The 21,802-nt window shown below is 59.6% G+C and carries 18 protein-coding genes and 1 tRNA gene; 11 read left to right on the top strand and 8 right to left on the bottom strand.

Going from position 1 to position 21,802, the window contains the following annotated elements:
* The first annotated feature begins 24 nt into the window (after positions 1-24).
* The 4 genes from radA (at position 25) to QZ753_RS19875 (ending at position 4,546) form a co-directional block, all read left to right on the top strand.
* Positions 25-1,413 (top strand): DNA repair protein RadA, encoded by a 1,389-nt coding sequence (radA, locus tag QZ753_RS19890; RefSeq protein ID WP_294646286.1) that lies wholly within the window; start codon positions 25-27, stop codon positions 1,411-1,413.
* Between the two features lie 80 nt (positions 1,414-1,493).
* Complete coding sequence (locus tag QZ753_RS19885; protein WP_294646285.1) at positions 1,494-2,129, top strand: CvpA family protein; 636 nt, start codon at positions 1,494-1,496, stop codon at positions 2,127-2,129.
* Positions 2,130-2,285: 156 nt separating this feature from the next.
* Positions 2,286-3,761 (top strand): amidophosphoribosyltransferase, encoded by a 1,476-nt coding sequence (gene purF / locus QZ753_RS19880; RefSeq protein ID WP_294646284.1) that lies wholly within the window; start codon positions 2,286-2,288, stop codon positions 3,759-3,761.
* Between the two features lie 44 nt (positions 3,762-3,805).
* On the top strand, positions 3,806-4,546 hold the full coding sequence (locus QZ753_RS19875; protein ID WP_294646283.1) for an SDR family NAD(P)-dependent oxidoreductase: 741 nt from the start codon (positions 3,806-3,808) through the stop codon (positions 4,544-4,546).
* 6 nt (positions 4,547-4,552) lie between these two features.
* Here the strand turns inward: QZ753_RS19875 and QZ753_RS19870 are convergent, their stop codons facing one another.
* The 5 genes from QZ753_RS19870 to QZ753_RS19850 form a co-directional block, all read right to left on the bottom strand.
* Positions 4,553-5,107 (bottom strand): pyridoxamine 5'-phosphate oxidase family protein, encoded by a 555-nt coding sequence (locus QZ753_RS19870; protein WP_294646282.1) that lies wholly within the window; start codon positions 5,105-5,107, stop codon positions 4,553-4,555.
* A 13-nt stretch (positions 5,108-5,120) separates the two neighbouring features.
* The gene (gene pssA / locus QZ753_RS19865) at positions 5,121-5,897 is read right to left on the bottom strand and encodes a CDP-diacylglycerol--serine O-phosphatidyltransferase (RefSeq protein ID WP_294646281.1); all 777 of its coding nucleotides are present in this window, start codon (positions 5,895-5,897) and stop codon (positions 5,121-5,123) included.
* 4 nt (positions 5,898-5,901) lie between these two features.
* Entirely contained in the window at positions 5,902-6,600 is a 699-nt protein-coding gene (locus QZ753_RS19860; RefSeq protein ID WP_294646280.1) for a phosphatidylserine decarboxylase, read from the bottom strand.
* Between the two features lie 90 nt (positions 6,601-6,690).
* Complete coding sequence (locus QZ753_RS19855) at positions 6,691-8,541, bottom strand: ABC transporter ATP-binding protein/permease (RefSeq protein WP_294646308.1); 1,851 nt, start codon at positions 8,539-8,541, stop codon at positions 6,691-6,693.
* A 176-nt stretch (positions 8,542-8,717) separates the two neighbouring features.
* Positions 8,718-9,950 carry a LysM peptidoglycan-binding domain-containing protein gene (locus tag QZ753_RS19850; protein ID WP_294646279.1) on the bottom strand — a complete coding sequence of 411 codons (1,233 nt, stop codon included), beginning with the start codon at positions 9,948-9,950 and terminating at the stop codon, positions 8,718-8,720.
* Between the two features lie 562 nt (positions 9,951-10,512).
* Here QZ753_RS19850 and QZ753_RS19845 point away from each other — a divergent pair.
* From QZ753_RS19845 to QZ753_RS19825, 5 genes are all read left to right on the top strand, one after another.
* Positions 10,513-10,602, top strand: a tRNA-Ser gene (locus QZ753_RS19845).
* An 85-nt stretch (positions 10,603-10,687) separates the two neighbouring features.
* Entirely contained in the window at positions 10,688-12,589 is a 1,902-nt protein-coding gene (locus tag QZ753_RS19840; RefSeq protein ID WP_294646278.1) for a site-specific integrase, read from the top strand.
* 571 nt (positions 12,590-13,160) lie between these two features.
* Complete coding sequence (locus QZ753_RS19835) at positions 13,161-14,558, top strand: hypothetical protein (RefSeq protein WP_294646277.1); 1,398 nt, start codon at positions 13,161-13,163, stop codon at positions 14,556-14,558.
* A 709-nt stretch (positions 14,559-15,267) separates the two neighbouring features.
* Positions 15,268-15,687, top strand: coding sequence for a hypothetical protein (locus tag QZ753_RS19830; RefSeq protein WP_294646276.1), 420 nt, complete (start codon positions 15,268-15,270; stop codon positions 15,685-15,687).
* Between the two features lie 97 nt (positions 15,688-15,784).
* Positions 15,785-16,018 carry a hypothetical protein gene (locus QZ753_RS19825; RefSeq protein ID WP_294646275.1) on the top strand — a complete coding sequence of 78 codons (234 nt, stop codon included), beginning with the start codon at positions 15,785-15,787 and terminating at the stop codon, positions 16,016-16,018.
* Here the strand turns inward: QZ753_RS19825 and QZ753_RS19820 are convergent.
* The 3 genes from QZ753_RS19820 to QZ753_RS19810 all read right to left on the bottom strand — a co-directional run bounded on the left by QZ753_RS19820 (position 16,015) and on the right by QZ753_RS19810 (position 17,646).
* Complete coding sequence (locus QZ753_RS19820) at positions 16,015-16,521, bottom strand: hypothetical protein (protein WP_294646274.1); 507 nt, start codon at positions 16,519-16,521, stop codon at positions 16,015-16,017. The genes QZ753_RS19825 and QZ753_RS19820 overlap by 4 nt on opposite strands.
* A 62-nt stretch (positions 16,522-16,583) precedes the next feature.
* Positions 16,584-16,883 carry a hypothetical protein gene (locus QZ753_RS19815; RefSeq protein WP_294646273.1) on the bottom strand — a complete coding sequence of 100 codons (300 nt, stop codon included), beginning with the start codon at positions 16,881-16,883 and terminating at the stop codon, positions 16,584-16,586.
* 211 nt (positions 16,884-17,094) lie between these two features.
* Positions 17,095-17,646 (bottom strand): recombinase family protein, encoded by a 552-nt coding sequence (locus QZ753_RS19810; protein ID WP_294646272.1) that lies wholly within the window; start codon positions 17,644-17,646, stop codon positions 17,095-17,097.
* A 2,027-nt stretch (positions 17,647-19,673) separates the two neighbouring features.
* Between QZ753_RS19810 and QZ753_RS19805 the strand changes: the two genes are divergently transcribed.
* Together QZ753_RS19805 and QZ753_RS19800 are read left to right on the top strand one after the other, a co-directional pair.
* On the top strand, positions 19,674-20,399 hold the full coding sequence (locus tag QZ753_RS19805; protein WP_294646271.1) for a DUF2971 domain-containing protein: 726 nt from the start codon (positions 19,674-19,676) through the stop codon (positions 20,397-20,399).
* Between the two features lie 76 nt (positions 20,400-20,475).
* On the top strand, positions 20,476-20,847 hold the full coding sequence (locus tag QZ753_RS19800; RefSeq protein ID WP_294646270.1) for a hypothetical protein: 372 nt from the start codon (positions 20,476-20,478) through the stop codon (positions 20,845-20,847).
* Positions 20,848-21,802: the final 955 nt, after the last annotated feature.

Genomic DNA, 21,802 nt, shown 5'->3' with positions numbered 1-21,802 from the left:
GGCATCGATTACGTCGCGGTGCCCATGGCCAAGAACAAGACCACCTTCATCTGCCAGAACTGCGGTTCGGTGTTCACCCGCTGGCAGGGCAAGTGCGAAGCTTGCGGCGAATGGAACACGATCGTCGAGGAGAGCGACACCAACGGGATCGGCGGCGGGCCGCTGCGCTCCAAGCGCAAGGGGCGCCCGGCGGCCCTCATGCCGCTGTCGGGCGAGACCGAGGAGGCGCCGCGGATCGTGTCGGGCATCGCGGAACTGGACCGTGTGACGGGCGGCGGCTTCGTTCGCGGCTCCGCCCTCCTCGTCGGTGGCGATCCCGGTATCGGCAAGTCGACGCTTCTGATGCAGGCGGCCGCGGCGCTCGCGCGCGGCGGGCACAAGGTGATCTACGTCTCTGGCGAAGAGGCGGTGGCGCAGGTGCGCCTGCGCGCCCAGCGTCTGAAGGCCGCCGACACCAGCGTCCAGCTCATGGCCGAGACCAACATCGAGGACATTCTCGCGACGCTCGCGCAGGACAAGCGCCCCGATCTCGTGATCATCGACTCGATCCAGACGGTCTGGACCGACATGGCGGAATCGGCCCCCGGAACCGTGACGCAGGTGCGCGCCGGTAGCCAGGCGTTGATCCGCTACGCTAAGTCGAGCGGCGCGGCGGTGATCCTCGTCGGTCACGTGACGAAGGAGGGCCAGATCGCGGGGCCCCGCGTCGTCGAGCACATGGTGGACGCCGTTCTCTACTTCGAGGGCGAAGGGGGCCATCACTACCGCATCCTGCGCACCGTCAAGAACCGCTTCGGACCGACCGACGAGATCGGCGTCTTCGAGATGAGCGACATCGGCCTGCGCGAGGTCCAGAACCCGTCCGAACTCTTCCTCGGAGAGCGAAACGAGCAGGCGCCGGGCGCCGCCGTCTTCGCCGGCATGGAAGGCACACGCCCGGTGCTCGTCGAGATCCAGGCGCTCGTCGCACCCTCGACGCTCGGCACGCCCCGCCGCTCGGTCCTCGGATGGGACCAGCCGCGGCTCGCGATGGTGCTGGCGGTTCTGGAGGCGCATTGCGGCGTCCGCCTCGGGCAGCACGACGTCTACCTCAACGTCGCCGGCGGTTATCGCATTCAGGAACCGGCGGCCGATCTCGCGGTTGCGGCGGCGCTCGTATCGTCGCTGTCCGGCCAGCCGCTTCCGACCGACTGCGTCTATTTCGGCGAGATCAGCCTGTCCGGGTCCGTGCGTCCGGTCGCCCATGCGGGACAGCGTTTGAAGGAAGCGGAGAAGCTCGGGTTCCGCCAGTCGGTCCTCCCCTCGGCGAGCGCCGATCTTCCTCGGAACCGGGAGGTCGCGGCGCACGAGATCGAGAGCCTGCCGCACCTCGTGGCACGGGTGGCTGGACGCCAGCTTCAATCGGAGACTTGATTTTCCACTGTCTTCGCAGTGTAAGACACGGGTAACGGGCGTCGGCCGTGCCGCCCGATGGAAGCCAGACCGGAAAACGAATGACCGTCACCCTGCTGGATGCGATCCTGATCGCCATCATGCTCGTATCCGGGCTTCTGGCGATGGTCCGCGGGTTCTCGCGCGAGATCCTGTCGGTTCTGAGCTGGGTCGCGGCTGCCGCGGCCGCCTACGCCTTCTACGAGCGGCTGACGCCGTTCATGTCGAAATACATCCACAATGAGAAGATCGCACTGGTGGCCTCGGCCGCGGCCATCTTCTTCGGCACGCTGATCGTCGTGTCCTTCATTACGCTGAAGATCGCCGATTTCATCATCGATTCGCGTATCGGCGCGATCGACCGTACGCTCGGCTTCCTTTTCGGCGCGGCGCGCGGCCTGCTGCTCGTCGTGGTCGCCATGGTGTTCTTCAACTGGCTGACGCCGCCGCAGTCCGGCAACCAGCCGCCCTGGGTGGCACAGGCCCGCTCCAAGCCGTTCCTCGACGAACTCGGCAACCGCCTCGTGAGCGCTCTGCCCGACGATCCGCAGGAGACGATCCGCGATCGCTTCGGCACCCCGGCCCCGGCGGTCGACGGCGCTCCGGCCGGCGAGAATCCGGCAGCCGAGCAGCCCGGATCGATCGAAGATGCGATCCGTGACAGCGAAGACCAGCCGGCGGAAGCACCGGCGAACTGATGGCCGGCGGCCGACGCCGCCGGTCGGGAGGGAGAACAGCGGGGTCGGCGCGATGCGATCGCGCCGATCGCATTTTTGTTCGCGAAATCCGGTCGCCGTTCCCATATGCCGGGCGGAACCGGGCAGCGGGCCGGAAGCGGCCAGAACGGGTGTGAGATGACCAAGCTCTCCTTCGACGAACTCGACGGCGACACGCTGCACGAGGAGTGCGGCGTGTTCGGCATTCTCGGACACCCGGACGCGGCGACGCTGACGGCCCTCGGGCTCCACGCGCTGCAGCATCGCGGTCAGGAAGCGGCCGGTATCGTCACGTTCGACGGGCAGCAGTTCCACACCGAAAAGCGCATGGGCCTCGTCGGGGACCATTACACCGATCCCGCGACGCTGGCGAAACTGCCGGGCTTCGTCGCCATCGGTCACACGCGTTACTCCACGACCGGCGAAGTCGCGCTGCGCAACGTCCAGCCACTGTTCGCCGAGCTTGAGGTCGGCGGCATCGCCGTCGCCCACAACGGGAACTTCACCAACGGCCTGACGCTGCGCCGCCAGCTCATCGCCGACGGCGCCATCTGCCAGTCGACGTCCGATACCGAGGTGGTGCTTCATCTCATCGCCCGTTCCAAGCACTCGTCCTCTTCCGACCGCTTCATTGATGCGATCCGAAAGGTCGAGGGCGGCTACTCGATGCTGGCGCTGACCCGCACGAAGCTGATTGCCGCGCGCGATCCGATCGGCATCCGCCCGCTCGTGATGGGCGAACTCGACGGCAAGCCGATCTTCTGCTCCGAGACCTGCGCGCTCGATATCATCGGCGCGAAATACGTGCGCGACGTCGAGAACGGCGAGGTCGTGATCTGCGAGATTCAGCCCGACGGCTCGATCACGATCGACGCGCGCAAGGCGCCCTCCCCGCCGCCCGAGCGCCTGTGCCTCTTCGAATACGTCTATTTCGCCCGGCCCGACTCGGTCGTGGGCGGTCGCAGCGTCTATGTCGCGCGCAAGAACATGGGCGTGAACCTCGCGACCGAGGCGCCGGTCGAGGCCGACGTGGTCGTGCCGGTGCCGGACGGTGGGACGCCCGCCGCCCTCGGCTTCGCGCAGGCGAGCGGCATCCCGTTCGAATACGGCATCATCCGCAACCACTATGTCGGCCGCACCTTCATCGAGCCGACCCAGCAGATCCGCGCCTTTGGTGTGAAACTGAAGCACTCGGCGAACCGCGCGATGATCGAGGGCAAGCGTGTCGTGCTCGTCGACGATTCCATCGTCCGTGGAACGACGTCGGTGAAAATCGTCCAGATGATCCGCGATGCCGGCGCGCGCGAGGTCCACATTCGGGTCGCCAGCCCGATGATCTACTTCCCCGATTTCTACGGCATCGATACGCCCGACGCCGAGAAGCTGCTGGCGAACCAGCACGATTCGCTCGGCGCGATGTGCCGCTTCATCGGAGCGGACTCGCTCGCCTTCCTGTCGCTCGACGGTCTCTACCGCGCCGTCGGCGGCGTGGATCGCGACGCGGCCCGGCCGCAGTTCACCGACCACTATTTCACGGGCGACTACCCGACCCGCCTCCAGGACAAGGAAGCGGCGAGCAACGTCCACCGTCTCGCGGTGATGGCGAGCGGCTGAGCCGCCTGCCCGCCCGCCCTTTTCCCGTGTCAGGAGTTCCCAGCATGTCCGGCCAGCTCGAAGGGCGCGTCGCGCTCGTCTCCGGTGCCTCGCGCGGTATCGGCTATCATCTGGCCAAGCAGTTGGCGGCCGAGGGTGCGCATGTCGTCGCCGTCGCTCGCACCGTCGGAGGGCTCGAGGAACTGGATGACGAGATCCGGAAGGCCGGCGGATTGGCCACTCTCGTCCCGCTCGATCTGACCGACGGTCCCGGCGTCGACCGGCTGGGAGCTGCAATCCACGAGCGCTGGGGCAAGCTCGACGTGCTCGTCGTCAATGCCGGCGCACTCGGGACGCTGAGCCCGATCGGTCACATTGAGGCGAAGACGTTCGACCGCACGATGGCGATCAACGTCACGTCCGCCTGGCGCCTGATCCGCACGGTCGACCCGCTCCTGCGTGCTGCCGATGCCGGACGGGCGATCCTCCTGTCCTCGGGGGCGGCGCATTCCTGCAAGGCGTATTGGGGACTCTACGCAGCCACGAAGGCGGCGCTTGAAGCTCTCGGTCGCTCCTGGGCCGCCGAGACGCAGAACCTTGCGCTCCGCGTCAATCTGGTGAACCCCGGCGGCACACGCACGGCGATGCGCGCGCTCGCGATGCCCGGCGAGGACCCGGACACGCTGCCGACGCCGTCCGACGTCGCCGCGCGCATCCTGCCGCTCGCCTATCCGTCCTGCACCGAGACCGGCCGGCTGTTCGACGTCAGGCAGAACCGGTTCATGACCTATCACATGCCCGACTGACTTGGGTCAGGCCTCGTCGAGGCCTGTCGGCAGACCGTCGATGCTGACCGTGTTCTTCTCGCGGCGATAGGCGACGAGCCCTTCCTCGCCCTTCGCCTCGGCCCAGCGGTCGAGGACGGGGCGCTCGCCGACATGCTGGAAGAGCGGAACGGCGAAGCCGCACGAGGTCTGGACAAGATCGAGATCGATCGTCACGACTTGCCGGGCCCCGACCGGCTCCCCGTGCGGATAGTGCTCGGCGAGAAAGGCTGCATACGACTCGGAGCCGCGAAAATCGATCCGCGGCCGCCCATAGAGACGCAGGATCTGCGGCGCACCGTCGAAATTGCAGAACATCACCGTGGCGCGCCCGCCGGCCTTCGCATGCGCCGCCGTCTCGCTGCCGCTGCCGGTCAGGTCGAGATAGGCGACCGACCGGTCATCCAGCACATGGAAGTGGGTAGTCGAGCGCGGCGAGATGTTGACGCGGCTGTCCCCCGCCGCCGATCCGACGAAGAAGATCGCCTGGCGACCCATCATCTCGCGGTGCGCGGGCTCAATGCGTTCGAACTGCTTGGCCATCTCGTCAGGGCCTCTAGACGCTCGTCCGCCGCGCCTGCGCGCGATAGGAGCGGATGGAGAACGGGATCGTCGCGTAGTAGGCGATCGCCGTAAAGGTCAGCGTCTCCCAGAAGAAGCTGAGGAGAAGCCCGATATAGAGGACGACGACCAGCACCGCGGGCGCGACGTATTCGCGGCGAAGCGGGATGCTGATCGTCTTGCCGGAGTAGGTAGGGATGTGGCTCGCCATCAGCACGCCGACGACGACGAGGTAGATCGCCGCGGCGGCCGGTGTGATGTCCGGCAGGGCGACGTTCGAGGTGAACCCGAGATAGACCGGAAACAGCGCGAGGCCGGCCCCGGCCGGCGACGGGATGCCGGTGAAGTAGGCGCTTTTCCAGGCCGGCTTGTTGGGCTCGTCCAGCATCGTGTTGAAGCGCGCGAGGCGGAGCGCGCAGCCCGAGATGTAGAGGAGCGCGCAGATCCAGCCGAACGATCCGACATCGTGCAGCGTGTAGGCGTAGAGGAGGAGAGCCGGCGCGACCCCGAAATTGACGATGTCGGCGAGCGAGTCCATCTCGGCGCCGAACCGGCTCTGGCCGTTCACGAGACGCGCGATGCGCCCGTCGATGCCGTCGAGGAACGCCGCCCCCAACACCAGCCCGACGGCGAGTTCGAAGCGGCCCTCGAAGGCGAAGCGGATGCCGGTCACCCCGGCGCAGATCGACAGGATGGTGACGAGGTTCGGCAGGATCTGCCGGATGGTGATGCGCGAGGACGCGGCGGGCGGCGGTGCGATCGGCTCGGCCATCGCCTTAGTCCCGCCGGAAGGTCCAGGCCGGGTGGCCGGCCCCGTATTCGGCGATCACCGTCTCGCCAGCCACCGCCTTCTGTCCTTCGGCGACGCGCGGCACGGCACCGTCCGGCAGGTAGATGTCGAGGCGCGAGCCGAAGCGGATGAGCCCGAAGCGCTCGCCCGTCTCCAGATGCTCGCCGGCCCGCGAGAATACGACGATGCGACGGGCGACGGCGCCGGCGATCTGCACGACGCCGACCTCGCCGTGCGAGTTGGCGATGACCATCCCCGAACGCTCGTTGACTTCGCTCGCCTTGTCGAGCTCGGCGTTCTTGAAGAGGCCTTCCTTGTAGATGATCCGGTCGATGCGTCCGCGAACCGGCGCGCGGTTCACGTGGCAGTCGAACACGTTCATGAAGATCGAGATGCGCAGCAACGGCTCGTCGCCGAGGCCGAGATCGGCCGGCGGACGCACCAGCCCGACGAGCGACACCTTGCCATCCGCGGGGCTGACGACGAGGTCCTCGCCGACCGGCGTCGTGCGCGGCGGATCGCGGAAGAAGTAGGTGCACCAGACGGTGAGGATGAAGCCGATCCAGAGCAGCGGCTCCCAGAGAAGGCCGAGGAGCACGGAGGCGACGAAGAAGCCGGCGATGAACGGATAGCCGGCCCGATGGATCGGAACGAAGACGTTTCGGATCGAGGCGATCATATCCATCGAGACGGGAATCCTTTTCAGTGCCGAAAATGCGGCCGGCCCCGACACATAGGGGTAAACCGCTTGGGTCTCAACGCCGCATGGCGCGCCCTACTCGACCCCGGCCGGGCGGCGACGCTCGATGACGCCGAGTGCATCCGCCTCGCGGGCGCGGCGCAACGCCTCCTCTGCCTCGCTCGCCTCGCGCTGCATCGTCCACATCTCGGCGTAGAGCCCGCCAGCCGCCAGGAGCGCGCGATGCGACCCACGCTCCACGATCACGCCGGACCGGAGCACGATGATTTCATCCGCATCGATGATCGTCGACAGCCGATGGGCGATGGTCAGTGTCGTGCGCTGGCGCGACACGAGCTGAAGCGCGCTCTGGATTTCCTGCTCGGTATGGGTGTCGAGCGCGGACGTCGCCTCGTCGAGGACGAGGATCGGCGGGCTCTTCAGGATCGTGCGGGCGATCGCGACACGCTGCTTCTCGCCGCCCGACAGCTTGAGCCCGCGCTCGCCCACCATCGTGCCGTAACCGTCCGGCAGCGCCTCGATGAAGTGGGCGACCTGCGCCAGCGCCGCGGCCTGCTTCACCTCGTCCTCGGCCGCTTCCGTTCGGCCATAGCGGATATTGTAGGCGATCGTGTCGTTGAAGAGGACGGTATCCTGGGGGACGATGCCGATCGCGGCGCGCACGCTCGCCTGCCGGACCGCCGCGATGTCCTGCCCGTCGATCGTGATGCGGCCGGACTGGACGTCGTAGAAGCGGAATAGGAGCCGCGAGATCGTCGACTTGCCGGCACCCGACGGGCCGACGATCGCCACCGACTTGCCGGCCGGCACCTCGAAGCTCACACCCTTCAGGATCGGCCGCTCGGGATCATAGCTGAAGTGCACATCCTCGAAGCGGATCGCCCCCTCGCCGACCATAAGGTCCGGCGCGCCGTCCCGGTCGCGAACCTCCTCGCGGATTCGCAGGAGACGGAACATCTCCTCCATGTCGGTGAGACCCTGCCGGATCTCGCGGTAGACGAAGCCGATGAAGTTGAGCGGCACCGAGAGCTGCATCAGCATCGCGTTGATGAAGACGAAGTCGCCGAGCGTCTGCGTGCCCGCCCGCACCTCCAGGGCGGACATGACCATCGTGACGCCCATGCCGGCGGAAAAGATGACGCCCTGCCCGAAGTTCAGCCAGCCGAGCGAGGTCCAGGTCTGCGTCGCCGCCTTCTCGTAGCGCGCAATGGAGCGGTCAAACCGCTCGGCCTCCATGGTCTCGTTCCCGAAATACTTCACCGTTTCGAAGTTCAGGAGGGAGTCGATCGCCTTGGTGTTCGCCTCGGTGTCGGAGTCGTTCATCTCGCGGCGGATCGCGATGCGCCAGTCGCTCGCCTTGATCGTGAACCAGCCGTAGGCGAACACCGTCAGCGCGACGACGACGAGGTAGCGCCACCCGTAGCTGAAACCGAAGATCGCCGCCGTCAGCGCGAATTCGAGGATCGTCGGCACCGTGTTGAGGATCGTGAAGCGCACGATCGTCTCGATGCCCTTGGTGCCGCGCTCGATGATGCGGCTCAAGCCGCCCGTCCGCCGCTCCAGATGAAAGCGCAGCGACAGCTGGTGCATGTGGACGAAGGTCTTGAAGGCGAGGACGCGGACCGCATGCTGCCCGACGCTGGCAAAGAGCGAATCGCGCAGCTGGTTGAGCGCCACCGACACGACGCGCGCGACGTTGTAGGCGACGACCAGCGTCACCGCCCCGGTCAGCACGAGCGGCAGCCAGTCCTGCGCCGTATGGCTGCCGTCGAGGGCGTCGGTCGCCCACTTGAAGAAGTACGGGATGCCGACCGTCAGAAGCTTGGCGAGCACCAGATAGAAGCTCGCCCAGACGACGCGGGCGCGAAGATCGGGCCGACCTTCCGGCCACATGTAAGGCCAGAGGCTTTTCAGCGTGCGCCACATGACGCGACCTTCGCCGGTGGCGGCGGGCTTGGATGTCTGGGACAAGATCGTGGCGTTCCATCGCGGTAGGCGACCGGCCGGAGGCGGCCGCCGTTTTGGAACGCTTCTATCCCTCCTCCCGCCGCAGGACCACCCCAACGTACCTGTCGAAGACGCGGTCCGGCGGAGACGGTCCGTCAGCCCCGCGGCGGCTCGGCGGTACTGGCGGCATCAGGAACGCGGAACACCTGTCCTGGATAGATGCGGTCGGGGTCGCGGATTTGGTCGCCGTTGGCGAGGTAGATCACCGTGTATCGGCTGCCGCGGCCGTAGGTCTCGCGCGAAATGCCCCAGAGCGTATCGCCGCGACGGATGATGACGCGCGACGCCGCGGCCTCCAGCGGCGCCTGACGAACGGTCGGAGGTTCCGAACCCCTTGCCGCTTGGCCGGTCGGCGCTGCCGCGCCATTCGGGGGCATACCATCGGCCTGCTGACTCGACTCGATCGAGGGCGCGGACGGCGCCGCCGGCGGAGCGGCAGGCGAATTCGATGAAGACAGCTGACTGGTCGATTCCGTCGCGCTCGGAGACGTCGGGGTCGGCTTCACCGACGCCATTCCGCCCGGTGCGATGCCGGACGACGGCGAAGCCGGAGCATCCGCCGCGTTCGAGCCCGGCGCAGCGGTGTCCGCGCCTTCGGGCTTCGGCGCCGCCGCGATCGCGGCCATCGCGTTCCCTTCTGGCCGCTGGAACGGGACCTCCACGCGACCGACAACACGGCCCGTCGCATCGAGGGCGTCGACGCGGATCGTGTGTTCGCCGACGGCGACGTCGGCTCGGGCATCGGCGATGTAGCGCTCGCCGGCCCCGCTCGTGGCCTCGGCGATCGGCTGATCGTCGAGGTAGACGCGAACCGTCGTCCGCTCCTTGGCCGAGCCGGCAACGAACAGCCGATCACCCTCGATCTCGACCGCATCGACCCCAAGCTTCTGCACTGCGGTGTCCGGCTTGCCGGCGACCTTCGAGGGGGCCGGAGCCGGAGCCACGAGGGTGTCCGCGGGCTCTTGGGTATCAGCAGGCGTTTTCACGGCCGGAGAGGCGGCTTCCGGCGTCGCCGGCGCGGCGGCCTGCTCCGACGGACGCTGGATGATCTCGCTGGCCTCGCCGGGACGCTGCATCATGACGAGGAGTTCGTCCGGCTTCCCGGTCGGCGGCACGTTGACCACGGCCGCGTCGTCCGAAACCGTGTCGTCGCGCTGCGCGAGCTGGAGCCGGTGGCTTCCCTGCGGCAGTGACAGCGACATGACGAAATCGCCGTTGGCATCCGTCCGGGCTTCGCCGAGCGTGCGCGTCCCATCCGTCAGCGCGATGGCCTCGTTCGCCTTCCCCTTGCCGGCTACGACCGTCGAGCCGTCCGGCTCGACGCGCACGACGTCGAATCCTGGCGCGGTGGCGGCGGAGGACGGACCGTTCGCGGTGCTCGGCGGCTGCGGCTGGGAATCAGTCGAATGCACGCCTGCAGGAGCGTTGGGAGCGATTGCCGCTCCGCTCGCCGTCTCGCGGGTCGCCTGCGAGTCATTTCCGGATGCCGCAAGGGTGCCTTCCGCGTTGGAGGCCGATACCTCCGGCGCTGGGCTGCTCGGCGTCGCTCCATTCGGGATGACCGATCGCGGCGCCTCCGTCTGCGGCACGGGCTCGACGCCGAATAGGCCACGATACCAGCCGAGGGCAAAAGCAGCGATCACAGCGACCGCCAAGATCGGCCCTTTCCGTCTGATCATCGCGACACGCATCCTTTCGGGACAAGGTTCAGTTCAGGCATACCTATCGCGGGCGCTGCCGCCCCACAATGCGATTACCTGTGCAATTCGAACGGGATGGCTCGGAAGTTGCCGTATGGTAACCAGCGCTTGGGCCGAACGATCCGCTCCGATGCGGACGGACGTTAGCCCCTTGAACATTGCCCGGGCTTCCGATACTCCCAACCGCGTCGGAGAGGTGGCCGAGTGGTCGAAGGCGCTCCCCTGCTAAGGGAGTATACCGGGAACGGTATCGTGGGTTCGAATCCCATCTTCTCCGCCAGTACCCTTCAAGCCATTGAAACCGCTGAAAGCCCTGAGATACAAGGCTTTTGATGTACCCAAAATGGGGTACAGGACGGGTACAGATGGCAAAATCCCCGAACTACCTTGAGCGGCTTTCGAGCGGCTATTACCGCTTCCAGATGCGCGTTCCGAAGCGGCCAGCGGGACTGACTGAATTCTTCGAATGTCAGCAATGGCACGTGCAGACCGGCACGACCGAAGACCGGTTAGCCGTGAAAATTCGCGACAAAATGTTGGCTGAGCACCGCGAAATGATCGCGGAAGGCATCCGCGCCATGGATGAGGGCTACAAGACGTGGCGCGATTATGTGGCCGTTCGCGATACCAAGCCGCTCCACACGTTCGTTACGGTCCCCGAAGCCGTCTTTGTCGCCGGGCTCGTAACCTACCACGAGACGGTGGCACGCGATTTCACATCCGAGCTTGGAGTCGCGCCGATTCGATCCTCTGCGGATCAGAGGATGCGACTCATTGCCGTCACCGATGGGAACACCGTTTCTAGGCTCAAGGAAGACCTAGGAAGCGCATATGTGGACCATTGGGCTCCCGCACCGGATTTTACACGGAAGCGCATGGTGGACGCCCTGAGGCGGTCAGGACTGCACATTGATCCTGAGTCCCCGCATATCGACCGACACTGGAAGACGTTCGCCCGGCTGGAACGCGCGAGCATCGCGGAACGGGAAGCCATCATCATCGATCCCACTCGACCATGGACGGCCTTGGTCGGGCATGTGTCGGACGCGAAGACGGCTTATCAGCCTCCTGCCGATCCGTTCGCCACGGTCAGTCAGCCTGCCGTTGTCGCGGCCCTCCCCTCACCCGTTGAATCGATAGAGGACGTTGGGCCGACCATCACCGAACTGCGGACGGACTATCTTCGGACCTACCGTGGCGATGAGGGCTCGCGTGCCGACGTTGAGCTATACCTGAAACGGTTTGTGGAATGTGTCGGGGATATCCCGATCATACAGGTGAAGCGCGATCACGTTCTCAATTTCTTCGACCTTCTAGCGAAGTACCCGGCTCGTGTGACCAACGCCGAAAAGCTCATGACCATACCGCAAGTGGTGAAGAGCCGGGAAGGAACTGACTTCAAGCCATTTCACGGGAAGACCATATCGAAACATTACGCGATCTTGAGACCGGTGTTCGGTCAAGCTGCAAAGCTTCGTCAGATACCGTTCAATCCGTTCGATGGTGCTGAACCGGTGTTTGATCACATCGAAGATGACGAAGAGGTAAGACGGCCTTTCACCCCAGACGAATTGGCCACGTTGTTCAGTGGTCCGATCTATATGGGATGCGCAGGGCTCAAGCCCCTGCCCCGCGCCACTGCCGGTGATATCGTCGTTCAAGATGCGCTCTATTGGAGCTTCGTTCTCGGCGTTTACACGGGGATGCGGCTGGAAGAAATCGGCGCGCTCAGGCCAAGCGACATTAAAGCTGATGCACCGATTCCGTACATTGATATTCGCGAATGGAAGGATGGCGTTCGACGCCGCAGACTGAAAAACAATCCTACGAAGCGTCAAATTCCCATCAGTCAAACGCTGATCAACCTTGGCTTTCTAGACTTCGCAAGACGGCAGATCGATAACGCATCTGGTCAGCTTTTCGCCGAATTGAAGATTAATAAGAAGCACAAGCTGACGCATCAGCTTTCAAAAGATATTGGGAAGCACCTAACCTATATCGGCCTGTCCGATCCGACGCTCGTTTTCCATTCAACTCGTCACTCGTTCGTTGATATGATGAGAGCGCAGAACGCTAGCGATTACGATCAACGGCGACTCACAGGGCATTCGGCGGGAGTGAATGACACTCACGAAGATTATGGCTCTCACGACATACAGGAACGATGGAAGGGCATCGTTGATTCCATCGTTTATCCGACGATCCCGATTGGCGAGATAATCACGCGATCACTTAATAAAACCAATAACATCAAAATTTGTAGATAGGAATCTCTCTTTTATTTGAGATTGCAAATCTGCAGAAGAAAATCTACCACATCAGTGAGCGTCATTAAGCGGTTTTACAGCATCTAAATTATTTTTACTAGAACTTTTTTGTTTGACATAGCTTCCCCTGAAGCATATGAGCGAAAGAATGTACAAGACGGGATGGAATAGAGTCTATGTCGATAATATTAGGAGCATTTGGAGCAGCATCGAGAACGACGCAGATCGAACGACTCAGCGCACACATCTCGGTGCTAGAGGTTTGTTGGCGGCTTGACGTTCACAACAGTTGCCTCGATGCAGTATCGACCCATGACTTCGTAGCTTTAATCGAAAACGAAGATGACGTTTCAGATTTTATAGAACTACGGCGCATATATGGTATACTTGCCTATAAACGAACGGGTATCGACGAACTCAGGATAAGGACCTTTGATAGTGAAGGCACTTCTTATTCTTTATTGAGGTTTGGAAGAGACGGTTTCTGAACGCCAGAATCGAAAATACACTCGCGGGTAGCATGAAGGTAGAATATTCCGCCGCACAGTGTGGAGCCGGTAAGACCACACAAATGACCAAAGACATTGGCGAGAACCGTGGGCGCTACGTTTACGCCGTGGATCGCAGGGAGGTAATCAAAGACCGCAAGCGTCTGATCCTCGACGCGGCACAGAATGCCGGTCTCCCCGCCCCTATCGTTGTCGCCATCGTCTCAGACGCCAAGCAGGCGAAGCACGCCACGTCCTCAGTCTCGACCCAAATAGCCGAGCTTCCCAAGCTCTACGCCAACGTTGACCACGTGGTCGCGATCATCACGCACAAGGGGATGATGCTCTCGGATCATTCAGCTTTCGACGGCTGGGAAATCGTCATCGATGAAGACCCGGTGATGTTCACGTCCGAGACGTGGAACAGCCGCGCCTCAGTCGGGCACTTCCGCGAATTCTACAGCCTCAGCCCATTCGAAGGCGAGCTTTCCCGTATCCAGCCCTACCCAGGTGCGCCTTCGGTAAACGACTATCGCGCCGACACGCAGATAAGCGACATGGCTGAGTTTCGCCGCCTCACCGAACATTCCACGGTCCTCACGACGGAACCGGATTGGGAAGGCGTGAAGGCCGGGAAACGGTGGACGTGGTTCGATCAGTGGAACCTACTCGCACTGAGCGCCTACAAGCGGGTGCGGATCGTGGCGAACGCCTTTGACGAGCGTCTAAACCACCGCATCCACACCGAACTTTTCCCCCAAATCCAATTCGTCTCGATGCGCCTCGCGGGACAGACTCCCGTATGGCTTCCCCGCAAGGTGACGATCAATTTCTTTACGGACGAGCATCAGGCCACAAGCGCATTCTTCGCCACCGACGAAGGGAAGGCATACCGGGACGCGGCAGCGGCTTGGATCGCTTACAACATGGGCAGCAAGACCCATCACTATTGGGTTGCGAACGTGAAGTTCACGCCGAAGGTCAAGATCGACGGGGAGCGCCATTCCCCAAAGGTGGCCGGGCTCAACAGCCTTCGTCACTGCGATAAGGTCTCGATCCTGTACACGGCCAAGGGCTCGAATGAGGAAGTCGGCACCATCAGCAAGCTCACCGGCCTGCACACGGAAGAGGCGCGCGAGATCGTAGCTCGTGATCGGGAACGGGAAGACCTCGTTCAAATCGTTTTGCGGTCTTCGCTGCGTGATCCCATCAACACGCAGGACGTGACAGTCACCGTCTACGACAAGACGCAGGCCACATTCCTGAAGGATTTCCTTGAGCGTAGCGGCTACGGTTGCGCCGGTCTCGTGACGCTGAACCATGTCGATATCGGCACCAATCAGCGCACGAACAGACAGAAGTCAGGGCCGAAGGTGACAGGTACGGCTAAGACCCGATCCGAGATAAACGCCGACTATTACGCGAAAACAAAGGCAGAGCGCGGCAGCACTCGCAGCCGAGGCAGACCCAAGAAAGTGTAATTTCGAAATATTAAATGTAAGACGGCGCATTATTATCATATATACTCTGTCTTACATTTAATTCTAAGACCTCGTATCTTTATTAGATAAATGCAGTCTTACAATTAATTGCTGTGAAATGGCATCAACTGACAAAGACATGGATTCCATTCACAAAACGAAATCAACCCAAATCCGAGCGATAGGCGCAGCCACGCCATGTGTGGCGAAGCCTTAAGCTCAGAAGGCACGACTGAGAACGAAACGAATGAGGCGAAGCTGAATGAGCGAAGTGAAAGGAGTTGCCGCCTCTCTTTCTATGACACAAACGCTACAGCGTTATCACAACAGAGAAGACGTAGACCAATCACGTCATCTCGCTTCGCTCTACCACTCCATTCGGCTGCGTTCGTTTCACTCACTTTCATTCGGCTTCGCCTCATTCGCCTCATTCCGTTCATTCCGTGTCGGTCATTGACTCGTTATCGGAACGACCACTCGCAAGCTCGTGTCTTAGTTCCTCAACTCGTCTCTTGCTTCGCCATTCATTAGGACTCGATATCGCAAGTCATCCTCAACTCATATCTCAAGCCATATCCGCTGATCATCAACTAGATAGTTGTGCCTTCAATAATCCGAGAAGCGTAAGCCCTAAAATGCGCCGTCTTACAATTTCCTCGCCATATGCTAGCCATGACGCAAACATGACGCGGGATCGTAGGAAGAGACCATGAGACTGGCTTGGGTAGCGTTGGTGATGGTGGCTGGGACGATCCACGCACAGGCGCAAGATTCTAAGATTAACAATGGATCAGACGCTCAGGAAAGCGTTCTGTATTGTGTAGAAGAGAGTGCCAATGGGTTTGACGCTGAAGGAAGCACGTATAGTCGTTCAACCTTCGCATCGGGGAAGTTCACGCTACAGTTCACCGAGGCTGGCGCAATTGTCAATCAAAGAGGGACGAAAGAATATTACGGATGCAACGTCAGTCCGTTTAACGGTGATGTTATAACCTGTAGTGACCGAAATGGATATTACTTTACGGCGAACCGGAATACGGGGCGTTTCATTAAAAACCAATCGTTCGGCTTTGTGAACGGGCAGAACGACAGTGTGAGAACATCAATCGGAAACTGCTCGAAGTTCTGATCCCCTTCCCGGCTCTCAAATGCCGCAGGCGCAATCTCTCTCCGTTCCTGCCGACTCACGCTAGATCGCTCGTGAGAACGAAATGGGAACGCATGTCATGCCGCCAGAGAGAGCGCCGGTTAAGCTGTTCGATGGCATGGGCCGGTATCGGCTCGAATGGGATGATATCGATGAGCTACGACTGATGATCGGGATCAGCCGGATCATGGCCACCTTCAATGATATCTACATCGCGGAACACGCCTTCGACGTGGCCAAGGAACTCTATCCAGAGCGCCGTATGCTCATGATGGAAGGTGCTCGGATCATGTGGCGTCATCCGGGGGACTAGAAGGCTCGCGGCTTGCAAAAGTTCTGAGAGAAGTACGCAAAAGCCTTCTTGATTCTCGCAAATTCAACCTTATCCTCTGTATACCATACCTCTTGATCTTGTCCGCAAGGCGTATCACCTTTCAAGGTTTCGCATTTAATGCCAGACGGCTTCCTTTTCATCAGCTTAAGCTTCCGAATATCATAACTGTATTCGTACTTCGGCTCAGTCATACGGGTGAAGTCTACCCGTATAGCAGTTTGGTGACCGCCGCCTTCGAACTGGAGATCGTATCTGCAATCATCGAGTTTTTTGTATTCGATGGTTGCCACACCTTGCTTGAACGCAAGCTCATACTTTGCTGGCGATGTGGAAACGATTTTAACAGGGGCAGTCATGTTCTCGTCGAGAACTGCACCGTCTTCCATGCGGTCGAGCATGAATGCAACGGTCTCTTCGGCTGTCTGAGCGAAGCCCGGCGTTACCGAAAGCAGGAAGGCAGAAAGAGCGATGAGCGGCTTCACGGGAGATCGTCCATTCAGGGCAACTTCCGTGAGCTTACGGTAAGGAATGAAGGTCGGCTAGATCAGCGCAACGCGGGCTCGATACGCCCTGCCGCCGAATCCATGCGAGCCCGGCTAACAGGTGCAGACCTTGCAGCCTCCGGGCGGATACCTTCGGCAAGCTCACGAAGATGACGCTCGATGAGAACGAGGAGGCTTATGGTTCCGCACATCACGGCGGCGACGACAAGGCCACCAAGCAGACCCATTATGAGTCCCGGAATATCCATTGTTGCATAGCCGAACGCCATAGCCACAACGATCATGACGAATGCAGAGATTGAAGTGAGTCCAGCCAACAGGTCGGCAAGCGTGCGATGCATTGTGTTCTCCCAAGCGATTCCATGTCGCTCAAAAAGGACTACAATTCCCGGTTGAAGGTCAGCTTTCCAAATAAATCAGCATTCTAACCATTGCTTCAGTTGCATAGCTAGATTGCTAGCTGCCCACTTTTAGCGCGCCAGGAGCCGCCTTCGGGGAAAACGCGTTTCGTTTTTCCTGCGATTGATTATTGCGATACCCTTTAGCCGACCATCAACCGGCAGTCTGGCCAAGGATGCGGTAGACACTGGCTCGACCGATCCCCAGACGCTTTGCGATCTCAGTCCCTCCCAGCCCTTCGGCCGATAGCTTCCGAACCTCGTTAGTCTGGATCGTTGGCTTCCGACCTTTGTAGGCACCCTCTGCCTTGGCCTTCGCAATACCTTCAAGCTGACGCTCTCGACGGATGGCCGTTTCGAATTCAGCGAAGACGCCAAGCATCTGTAGGAAGGCACGCCCTGCCGGTGTGCTGGTATCGATAGGCTGTTCCGTAGCCTTGAGAGCCACGCCCATCGTCTCTAGCTCTCGGACGATCCCGGCAAGGTCCGCGATGGAACGTGCGAGACGGTCTATTCTCGTGACCATCAGGGTATCGCCAGAGCGCATGAACGTCAGAAGGGCCTCTAGCTCAGCCCGACCGTTGCGGGACGTTCCTGACGCCTTCTCTTCCCTGACCATATCGCATCCAGCTTTGATCAGGGCCTCACGCTGAATGGTAAGGTCTTGGTCCGTGGACGATACGCGAGCATATCCATAGGTCTTCATGGCACACTGTCTCGTTAGGTTCTAGACCGTGTATCGCATGTGTCTCGTATATCGTCAAGAGACTTATATGAGACGCTATATCTGCCTCATCATGTTGTCTCGCTACGGTTTACCCTTGCAAGACAGTTCGGATTGTGAGACAACATGATCAGCATGAAGGCGAAGAGCCTCGGCCATCATCCCCGATCATCCGCCCCATCGTCCCGGCACGGTCAGCCCGACCGTTAAGCCGACGATCCCGCTCGACCGACCGGGCAGGGTCCGAGGGGTGCCCTCCCCCCCCTTCTCGGATCGCTATCTTGATGAGGTTGGCTCGGAAATTCTTATGCATTTGAGAAAACGGCCTAGCCTTGTCGATCCAGCAGTTTGGACAGTGGCTCTGACAGGTCAATTGGGTTCTTCCAGTACTCCCAAAAACCATACAGCATTGTGATGAAAATTAGGTACTGAATGATTTCGACTGTGAGTTTATGACTACTAGGGGTGTCAGCATCAAGCTTAACGGAATAGGTCAGGGAGAAGGTCTGCAATATAAGTGAAAACATCCATAGTGTACTGCCGACGAGATGCAGCGTATGAAGTACGACGCTACCCGTCTGCTTGTATAGGTAATCAATACCTAGCAAGACTACCAACCATGACAGATAGTCAAAAAACCTTTCTGTGACCGTGTGCAAGAGTGGCGCGATGGTCTCGAAAAAGTGCCTTTTAGTCGTTTTCCCCATCGTCCGCTTCCTGTCGGATGCAAAATCTCGCCTGTTGAGATCGCATGTCCTCTACGGGAGACCAAAGACAGCCTAACGGCCTCCCCTCCTCTGATCCTCCGCAGCCATCGTCCATTTTCGCAAAACGTTTGTACAGTTCAGCCGAAAACAAAAAGTCCTTGCAAGGTGGGCGTTCACCTACTCTATGGGAGACGGCCCGATTTTAAAGGGGAGCCGTCATGAGCCCGAACGATCCAGAATTTGAGTTCTCCCTGTGGCCTCCGAAGGTCTGGGGCAAGGGGCGGTTAGCGGTCCTCGTGGCGCTAGTGATCGCGCTCGCCATTGTCCTGAAAACGGACCTACCGGACATGCGGGAATGGATCAGGTTGGCTAGCCGGTGATCCCCCACCCCGTCGCCTACACCGGCTCCGGGGTGTTGACACAGTCCATCAGACTAGACTCCGCGCCGAAATGGTAATTCATAGGAGACGGCCTAAATTCCAATTGGAGCGCCGTCCATGCTCGCCCTGCCGCGATCCCCAGCTTCCCCGGCTATCCGCAGCCAATTTCAGTCCGGGTGTATCCAAGCTTCCCCAATGCTTCTTGTTCGAAGACGGCCCGATTTTGAAGGGCAGCCGTCATGACGCCAGATGATCCCAACGAGTTTGAACTAAGCCTGTTCGGAATGCGTATCCGCGCACGAGGGCTTGTGCCTGTTCTGGCTGCGCTCGCCATCGCTTTGGCCATCGTCTTCAAGACGGACCTCCCCGACATGCGCGAGTGGGTCAGGCTCGCGAGCCGATGATCCAGCCTCAAGACGATTGGATGTTCTTACCTTGGGAACGATCCTGTGGATATCTCGTCCAATGCAGAACCCTGCATTTCCGCGATCTATTGAACGTTACAGCCCAAAACGCCGACGCTGATAAAGTAACAGATTTCCCAGATGTGGATATCTGTCCCCTAGCATTGGTAGTTGGATCGAAACGCCGCATTTAGTACGTCTATGAACTAACGTCACTCTAGAGGGGATGCCGTAATGAACCAGCGCCAGCGCCATCGCCCGGCTAGACGCTCCCTATATGGTATAAAACCGCCATTAGGAGAACCGATGACGACGACAACGAACTACACTGCTCATACCATCAACATTATTCATAAACACTACCATGCACCGACGCCAGAGCCGGTACAGAAACCGATACAGAAGGCGACTGGATTACTGGCGTTCGTGACCGCTGCGCTCGGATTGCTAACTAAGGGGTGGACAGTTCTCTAGCTGCCCAACTACGCTACTATGACCTACGATAGGGATGATCACCTATGGCCGCTGAGATTGAGACGCCTTCCGTACCAAGCAGGCTTTACAGGTATCGTCCGCTAGATTCCGATATCAATAGCGATATTGTGAAGCAGGAAATTGATGCCCTTCAGCGTAATTATATTTGGTGCGGAAACTTCAACGCACTTAATGATGCAATGGAAGGGCTTGTACGCCCGTCGTCGCTTCTTTCAGACGATGAAGAGCTATATGAAAAATACGATGACAAACTGTTTCAATCTATGGGAAAGCTGGGAGTAGCGTCGTTTTCCGAGTCGCATAAAAACGATACAATGTGGGCGCACTATGCCAACAAATTCAATGGGATTTGTATTTCATACAAGTTTCGCACATTAATGAAATGTCTTTCGAAAGGAAGCTCTTTTGTCAGAATGAATTATTCGGATCAAGCTCCGCTTTTAATGGCAAAAACAACTGATTTCACTAAAGCTGCCAAAACTACACTTTCAACGAAAAACCCTAGATGGCTATCAGAACGGGAGTGGCGGCTATTCTCAAATAAGCAAGGAAGGGTTACTTACCGTTATCCCGCAGCCATCTCATCAGTGTACATTGGCGTTAAAGTTGATTCGTCGGTAGCCCTACACATTCGGCGGGTAATTGACGAACTCGACGCTGATATCAAGGCATACAGAATGAAAATAGATGGTTACAACATACAGTTCAGACTCGCGAGGCCGGAGTTCATAAGGCGAAAAACATTCTGACGTCGATCATTTTAAACCGTAAGCCGTCCGCTCCTAATCATTCCCACTAAATACCGTGGGACGAACAGGAGACACCATGGACCTTATTGCAATTGGAAAGCTACTAGACCAACACGTCATACCCGGTGATTTCATGAGACACGAGTACGATCCGTTGGACGATGATCTCCGTCCCTACAACACGGTTTGGACCAGTGAAGAGGCGGAAACATTTGCAAAGCTTTCTGATTGTTCTGCTATCCGCCAAGGCGACTTAGTGAGTCACGACATTGGCGACCTGATCCCCGGCATTCCTGAGCATTTTAAGGAATGGATCGAACGGAAGGGTATTTTCGAGTTCATTCGGACGCAAGAGACGCTAATCAATTCCGCCTGTTCTCTTGTTTTCTTCAGCGATAGAGACACGATGTCGGGACCAGATTTCGGATCGATACTGATCCGCTTATAACCGTCCGCTATCAATCATGAACCGGAAAATCTCAGTACAAAGCAGCACGTCGATACAGCAATATTCATCCATCCTTTGAGTGTAACCGCCTCCCCAATCGTTATATGACGATTTCGGGAAATCTAGCACGCCCCCCAATCCTTGAGCCGATGCCTGCCAATTTCAGGGAACAGTCTTTTGTCCTTGATGACTATATACCTTAATCGTAATTTAATATTGCGTTTATTGGTTAAATAAAGAATGAGATACATTGAATTTGCCGGTTGTAGAACAATTTCTGAAGCTCCTTCTACTAAATGTTTAATGAACAAATCGGCCGAAGATTTCGACCGTGAGCTTTTTATTGCTCTCATGTACGGTGGTCCATCAGCGCGGGAAGATGAAGAGCGGAGTATCGATCTCCTTGCGAAGAAGTCGAAGGCTCAACTAGATGTGGCAAAGACTGCCGAAATCCTCGCCGGTCTTAAAAGCTCGCGTGCAACCAAGGTCCACCGTCCTTCGACACAACTTCGCGCGACAGAATCGATGAACGTCGACAGATCATAAATCGCCCTTTCCAGAAGGGTACAGGAAGGGTACAAGGCTTGGGCACAGGCGATTTTCAGCGGAAATTCGTCAATGTTTCTAATGAGTAGTTGGCGGAAGGGCGTATCCCATCTTCTCCGCCACCCCAATTTCTACGGGCGAACAGCGCCGGAAGCTGCCGCCGCCTCGGTGGTTTCGTTTATCCTTCCTACCAGTTCGGACGCACTTCCAGCTTCGGGGATCCGATATGCGGAGACACTCCGCGCTCGCGGAACATCCTGGACGTGGTCACCCTCACGCATGCGCTCAGAGCGACGTCACGAGACCCGGCCCGTTTTCTATCAGCTCGCAACTCATTGATCTGCGGGCAGGCCGACGGCCCTATTTCGTGGCCATTCGCACGCCGGTGAGTGCCAGGGCGATGCCGAAG

The organism is uncultured Aureimonas sp. (assembly GCF_913775355.1).
Classification (GTDB): Bacteria; Pseudomonadota; Alphaproteobacteria; order Rhizobiales; family Rhizobiaceae; genus Aureimonas.
Note: the sequence above shows the minus strand (reverse complement) of the source record. Positions and strands in the feature narration are given on the sequence as shown.